Below are 5,753 nucleotides of genomic sequence, written 5' to 3'. Positions count from 1 at the left end.
ACGCAGGCGCCGTGCCGCCAGAGCGCGAGCAGCCAGACCACGGCAGCCGCGCCGAAATCGCCGCAGAGCTGGACCGAGGCCCCGCGCGGCACGCCCTCGCGGGCCAGTCGCGCCGCGGCCTCCTCCACGCGGCAAAGGAGCGTGGCGTAGGAAACCGCCGTGCCATCGGCTTCGATCAGCGCGGTCTTGCCCCCCGCCGCGGCCATCCGGGCGAAGAGCGTGGCGAGCGCATCCGCCATCTCAGACCCCTCCGAGATAGATCGTCTGACCGGTCACGAAATCGGATTCGTCGCGCAGGAAGAAGTCGCAGACGTTGAGCACATCCTCCATCCTGCCGTAGCGCGGAATGGCCTGCCGGGCGATCAGCGCGCGCATCTTCTCTTCGGGCACGGCGCCCACGAGGTCGGTGGGCACCGGGGTCGGCCCCACGGCATTGACGGTGATGCCCATGGGCGCGAGCTCGCGCGCCAGCACCTCGGTCAGCGACACGACCGCGGCCTTGGAGGCGGCATAGACCGCCTCGCCCTCGAGCTTGAGCGGCGTGGCCACGGTGGCGAAGTTCACGATCCGGCCGGTGCGGCGGCGGCCCATCAGCTTGGCGGCCTCGCGGCAGAAGAGGAAGGTGCCGAAGACATTGGTCGCGAACACCCGCTCGACCGTGCTGCCGGGGGTCAGCAGCGCATGGTTCATCGAGGCGATGCCCGCATTGTTCAGAAGCGCGTCGAGCCGTCCGTGCGTCCGGCGCACATCCTGCATCATGCCCGCCACCGCCCGCTCATCGGCCACATCGAGCTTATGGTGGCTGTAGGCCGGGTGCGCGAGGTCGCTTGCATCGCGCGAGCAGCCGACGACGGTCCAGCCGCGTGCGAGATAGGTCTCGGCCAGCGCGCGGCCGATCCCCTTGCGCGTGCCGGTGATGGCTATGACGCGGCTCATGCCTCCTGCGCTCCGGCGGCGCATTCGGCCGCATAGTCGGCAAGGCTGCGCAGGCTGCGGTAGGGGCTGCGCTTGCGCGACATGGCGGCCTCCGAGGCCAGCACGATGTCGAGGCCGGTCGCGTCGCCCACATGCTGCTCGGCCGCCATCACGAAATTCACGAGGCCCAGCGAATCGAGCGGGCTGCCCTCGCCATAGAGCACGGCATCCGGGTCGGTCGCGATCTGGCGCTCGGGCGGCAGCGAGAGGTTCACCTCGGCCACAGCCTCTTGGAGCGCGGCGAGAAGCCGGTTCGGGTCGATCGTCATCAAAATTCCTCCGTTGAAAATCACGTCAGGCGGTCGCCGGGCGCGCCTTGGGCAGCACGCGCGGCGGCGGCAGGAAAAGCGTGCAATCCGGCGCCACGTCGGACGAGATCACGCAGTTCGGCCCGATGGTCACCCGGTCGCCGATGGTGACGTTGCCCATCACCACCGTGCCCACGCCGAAGCGCACACCGTTGCCGATCACCGGCCCCTTGCCCTCGATCCAGTCGGTGCCGACGCCGAAGGTCACGCCCTGCCGGATCACGCAGTTGTGGCCGATGGTGGCATGGCGGTGGATCACGATGCCGCTCTGGTGGCCGATCTCGAGCCTGCGGCCCACGCGGACGCTGCGCTCCATCTCGATGCCGTAGACATTGCGGCAGAAGAGCTGGCCCAGCCTGTGCACCGCCCGCGCGATCTGGCGCAGCGGCGGGCGCAGGTTGTCGGCATGAACGCCGATGCGGTGGATCCAGAGCGTGTGGAGCCCGGGGGCGAAGGGGTCGCGCGCGTGGGTGCGGAAATCCTCGCCGATCAGGAAGCGGAAGCCCACGGCGCGGATCATCGCCGCCTCGTCGCCGTCGAAGGGCGCGTCGAGCATCTTATCGAGAAGGATCTCGCGCGCGGGGGGGACCGCCTCGGGCCGCGGATCCGCGGCGGAAGAAACAGGTTCGAACGTCTTCGTCATGAAAATCCTGGCAAGCGTCATGGTCCATCGATCGGAAGACCGCGCGACATGCCGGGGCACCCGCGGCTGCGGGGAGGGATCTTCGGAGAGGGTCGTCAGATCCCAGCGCCTCGGGACCGGTTCCGGAAATGGAACGGCCGCCGGGGGCTGCATGCACTATCGGGCTCACATCTTCGGATCGAAGTGGGTCGAGCGTGGTCCGGCGGATCAGCGGCCGGAAGAGCCACCCGGAATCACACCGGGTCCTTGCGATGGGAAGAAGCGTAACGCGTCCGGGCAGCATGACAAGCCTCAAAAGTTTCAAGGCGACAAGTTGCAGAGGTGACGTCACGCGCTCTTGATGGACCAAAAAACCTCAGATTGAGCCGCGCCCAAATCCGCTCGCGTCAGGGTCGCGCCCGGCAGGCGGCGGAAGAGGGGCCTCCCCGTCGCGCGGGCACAGGAACCGAGGGCTTTGCCACGCAACGGGTTGCACCGGCTCGATGTTTCATTTACGACATCGCACGTCGGTTTCGGCATATTCTTGCGCGCCGCCCCTGCGGGGCGCGTTCATCCTTCGCCGGACGCAGCGCGCGTCCATCCGTTTCGGGCGCTCGTCCGCCCCTCCCGCCGGGTGCATCCTGCGCCCGCAACCGCGGCGCTTTGCGCGGCGGACCATCGAGTGCAACTGCGGCGCAGGGCCTTCGGCCCGCCGCCCGTGCTCGAACCACCGGATGCCTTGCGTCCGGGGCCCGCGGGCCGCTCCGGCGGTCGGCATGGCCAACAGCCCCGCGCCTTCCGGTGCAGCGAGCGGGCTCAGACAATCCACAGGATTTCCGGTGTCTGCGGCACGCCGGCGATCGTCTCATGCGTGCCGCAAAGACAGGAGAACGTCCATGACGAAGCGCCTCGCTTCCGGTTGCCTCGCCGTATCCTTCGCAGCCCTCGCGGCTCCCGCCTGGGCGGCCGAAGACTGCGGCCGGATCAGCATCGCCGAGATGAACTGGGCCTCGGCCGGGCTCGCGGCTCAGGTCGACAAGATCATCCTCGAGGAAGGGTTCGGCTGCACGGTCGAACTGGTGGCCGGCGACACGATGCCCACCTTCACCTCGATGAACGAGAAGGGCGAGCCCGACATGGCGCCCGAACTCTGGGTCAATGCCGTGCGCACCCCGCTCGAGGCGGCGGTCGAGGAGGGGCGCATGGTGATCGCGGCCCAGATCCTTAAGGATGGCGGCGTCGAGGGCTGGTGGATCCCGCGCTACCTCGCCGAGGCCCATCCCGAGATCGACAGCGTCGAGAAGGCGCTGGAGCATCCCGATCTCTTCCCTGCCCCCGAGGATGCCTCGCGCGGCGCCGTCCACAACTGCCCCTCGGGCTGGAACTGCCAGGTCACGACCGAGAACCTGTTCCGGGCGCTCGGCGCCGAGGACCGCGGCTTCGATCTCGTGGACACGGGCTCGGCCGCGGGGCTCGACGGCTCGATCGCCAATGCCTACGAGCGCGAGGCGGGCTGGCTCGGCTATTACTGGGCGCCGACGGCCATCCTCGGCAAGTACGACATGGTGCGCCTGCCCTTCTCGGTGCCCCACGACAAGGCCGCCTGGGATGCCTGCACCGCGGTGCCGGATTGCGCCGACCCCAAGGTGAACTCCTATCCGGTGTCCGAGGTCTTCACCGCCGTCACCCCCTCCTTCGCCGAGAAGGCGGGCGTGGCCATGGACTATGTGAAGGCCCGCAGCTGGAGCAACGAGACGGTGGGCCAGCTTCTCGCCTGGATGGACGAGAGCCAGGCCACCAACGAGGATGCGGCCTACCACTTCCTCGAGACCTATCCCGACCTCTGGCGCGCCTGGCTTCCGGCCGACGTGGCCGACCGGGTCGCCTCGGCGCTCTGAGCGCCCGACCCGAAGCCGGGCAGACCCTGCCCGGCTTCGTTCTTTGACCTTACCCGAGAGGAACAGGATGGCCTCCGCCTGCTGGAGCTTGCCCGAATCCTTCTGCCAGTTTCCCGCGCTGGACGGCAGAACCCTGCGCATGATGCGCAAGACCATCGACGGAAGTTTCCGCGACCTCGTGCGCAGCTTCTCCGACGCGATCGACGCCGCCACGGCGCCGCTTCAGCTTGCGCTGAACGCCATCGAGCGCGCCTTCACCTCCACCCCCTGGATCGTCGTGCTCGCGGTGCTCCTCGCCATCGTCTGGGCCGGATCGCGCAGCTGGCGTATCGTGGCGGGCTCGGCCGTGGCCATGTGCGCCATCGGCTGGTTCGGCCTGTGGGAGGATACGATGGTGACGCTCGCCATGGTGTCGGTCTGCACCGTTGTCGCCGTCATCATCGGCCTGCCCATCGGCATCCTCGCGGCCCGCTCCGACCGGATGCAGCGGCTCGTCAATCCCGTGCTCGACGTGATGCAGACGCTGCCCTCCTTCGTCTATCTCATTCCCGTCGTGGTGATCTTCGGCATCGGCAAGGTGCCGGGCATGATCGCCGTGGTGATCTATGCCGTCCCGCCCATGATCCGCCTGACCAATCTCGGCATCCGGCTCGTGGATGCCGAGGTGCTGGAGGCGGCCGAGGCCTTCGGCTCCTCGGCGCGCCAGAAGCTGTGGAACGTGCAGCTGCCGCTGGCGCTGCCCGCCCTGATGACCGGGGTCAACCAGACGATCATGATGTCGCTCTCGATGGTCGTCGTGGCCTCGATGGTGGGCGTGGGCGGCCTCGGCAAGAACGTGCTGCAGGCCATCAACAACCAGTTCTTCACGCTGGGCTTCATGAACGGCTTCGCGCTCGTGGCCATCGCCATCGTCTTCGACCGCACGAGCCAGGCCTTCGGCCGGCGGCTGCAGAAACACCGGGAGGCCGCGCATGACTGACCAGACCCTCGTGCAGATCGAGGACGAGGAGGAGGCCCCCGCCCTTCCCGGCCTCGAGATCCGCAACCTCTACAAGATCTTCGGGCCCGATGGCGCCTCGCATGTGGAGGCGGTCCGGCGCGGCCTGACCAAGGGCGAGCTGAACCGCCGCCACGGCCATGTGCTGGGCCTGACCGACATCTCGCTCGAGATCCCGCCCGGCAAGATCACCGTCATCATGGGCCTGTCGGGCTCGGGCAAATCCACGCTGATCCGGCATATCAACGGGCTGATTGCCCCCACCGCGGGCGAGATCCTGTTCGACGGCGCCGATGTCTGCAAGATGAGCCCGGCCGAACTGCGTGCCTTCCGCCGCACGCGCACGGCCATGGTGTTCCAGAAATTCGGGCTCCTGCCGCACCGGACCGTGCTCGAGAACACCTGCTACGGGCTCGACATCCGCGGCATGTCGCGGTCCGAGGCCGAGCCGGTGGCGCGGCGCTGGATCGAGCGCGTGGGGCTGAAGGGCTATGAGGAGAGCTATCCCTCGCAGCTCTCGGGCGGGATGCAGCAGCGCGTGGGGCTGGCGCGGGCGCTGGCCACCGATGCCGACATCCTGCTGATGGACGAGGCCTTCTCGGCGCTCGATCCGCTGATCCGGCTCGACATGCAGGCCGTTCTCCTCGAACTGCAGGAGGAGCTGCACAAGACCATCGTCTTCATCACCCACGACCTCGACGAGGCGCTGCGCCTCGGCGACCGGATCGCCATCCTGCGCGACGGGCGGCTGGAGCAGGTGGGCACGGGACAGGACATCGTGATGCGGCCCGCGAACGACTATATCTCGGCCTTCGCGCGCGAGGTGAACCGCGCCCGCGTCATCCGCATCGACGCGGTGGCGGAGCCGCTGGGGGACGAGCGCCCCGCGCTCGAACTGCCGGGGCGGCTCGTGCTCGAGGAGGCCGCGCGCCGCCTGACCGAGGCGGGCGCCG

General features: G+C 68.7%; 7 protein-coding genes and 1 other annotated feature. Of the genes, 3 read left to right on the top strand and 4 right to left on the bottom strand.

Features of this window, described 5'->3' with window-relative positions; translation table 11 throughout:
• The 4 genes from A9O63_RS17540 to A9O63_RS17525 form a co-directional block, all read right to left on the bottom strand.
• A partial coding sequence (locus tag A9O63_RS17540) for an AMP-binding protein (protein WP_141703112.1) occupies positions 1-239 on the bottom strand: 239 nt, incomplete at its 3' end.
• A gap of 1 nt (position 240) precedes the next feature.
• Complete coding sequence (locus tag A9O63_RS17535; RefSeq protein ID WP_069333076.1) at positions 241-936, bottom strand: SDR family NAD(P)-dependent oxidoreductase; 696 nt, start codon at positions 934-936, stop codon at positions 241-243.
• Entirely contained in the window at positions 933-1,244 is a 312-nt protein-coding gene (locus tag A9O63_RS17530) for a hypothetical protein (protein WP_069333075.1), read from the bottom strand. Before A9O63_RS17530 ends, A9O63_RS17535 begins: the two co-directional genes overlap by 4 nt.
• A gap of 25 nt (positions 1,245-1,269) precedes the next feature.
• On the bottom strand, positions 1,270-1,926 hold the full coding sequence (locus A9O63_RS17525; protein WP_069333074.1) for a serine O-acetyltransferase: 657 nt from the start codon (positions 1,924-1,926) through the stop codon (positions 1,270-1,272).
• Positions 1,927-2,119: 193 nt separating this feature from the next.
• Positions 2,120-2,175, bottom strand: a sequence feature (sul1 is cis-regulatory element that is thought to sense ions involved in sulfur or methionine metabolism; They are found in Alphaproteobacteria).
• A 626-nt stretch (positions 2,176-2,801) separates the two neighbouring features.
• Here A9O63_RS17525 and A9O63_RS17520 point away from each other — a divergent pair.
• From A9O63_RS17520 to A9O63_RS17510, 3 genes are all read left to right on the top strand, one after another.
• A complete protein-coding gene (locus tag A9O63_RS17520; RefSeq protein WP_069333073.1) occupies positions 2,802-3,803 on the top strand; it encodes an ABC transporter substrate-binding protein in 1,002 nt (333 codons plus the stop codon).
• A 67-nt stretch (positions 3,804-3,870) separates the two neighbouring features.
• Positions 3,871-4,782 carry an ABC transporter permease gene (locus A9O63_RS17515; RefSeq protein WP_069333072.1) on the top strand — a complete coding sequence of 304 codons (912 nt, stop codon included), beginning with the start codon at positions 3,871-3,873 and terminating at the stop codon, positions 4,780-4,782.
• Positions 4,775-5,753: quaternary amine ABC transporter ATP-binding protein (locus A9O63_RS17510; protein WP_069333071.1), on the top strand; the 979-nt coding region annotated here is incomplete at its 3' end. The genes A9O63_RS17515 and A9O63_RS17510, both read left to right, overlap by 8 nt.

Origin of the sequence: Cereibacter johrii (assembly GCF_001720585.1) — a bacterium.
In the GTDB taxonomy this organism is placed as follows: domain Bacteria; phylum Pseudomonadota; class Alphaproteobacteria; order Rhodobacterales; family Rhodobacteraceae; genus Cereibacter_A; species Cereibacter_A johrii.
The sequence above is the reverse complement of the archived record's forward strand: the minus strand, read 5'-3'. Positions and strand labels throughout refer to the sequence as shown.

Excerpts from the sequence above, each read along its gene's own strand:
- A9O63_RS17535 (WP_069333076.1), bottom strand. The coding sequence starts at position 936 with ATGAGCCGCGTCATAGCCATCACCGGCACGCGCAAGGGGATCGGCCGC.
- A9O63_RS17530 (WP_069333075.1), bottom strand. The coding sequence starts at position 1,244 with ATGACGATCGACCCGAACCGGCTTCTCGCCGCGCTCCAAGAGGCTGTG.
- A9O63_RS17525 (WP_069333074.1), bottom strand. The coding sequence starts at position 1,926 with ATGACGAAGACGTTCGAACCTGTTTCTTCCGCCGCGGATCCGCGGCCC.
- A9O63_RS17520 (WP_069333073.1), top strand. The coding sequence starts at position 2,802 with ATGACGAAGCGCCTCGCTTCCGGTTGCCTCGCCGTATCCTTCGCAGCC.
- A9O63_RS17515 (WP_069333072.1), top strand. The coding sequence starts at position 3,871 with ATGGCCTCCGCCTGCTGGAGCTTGCCCGAATCCTTCTGCCAGTTTCCC.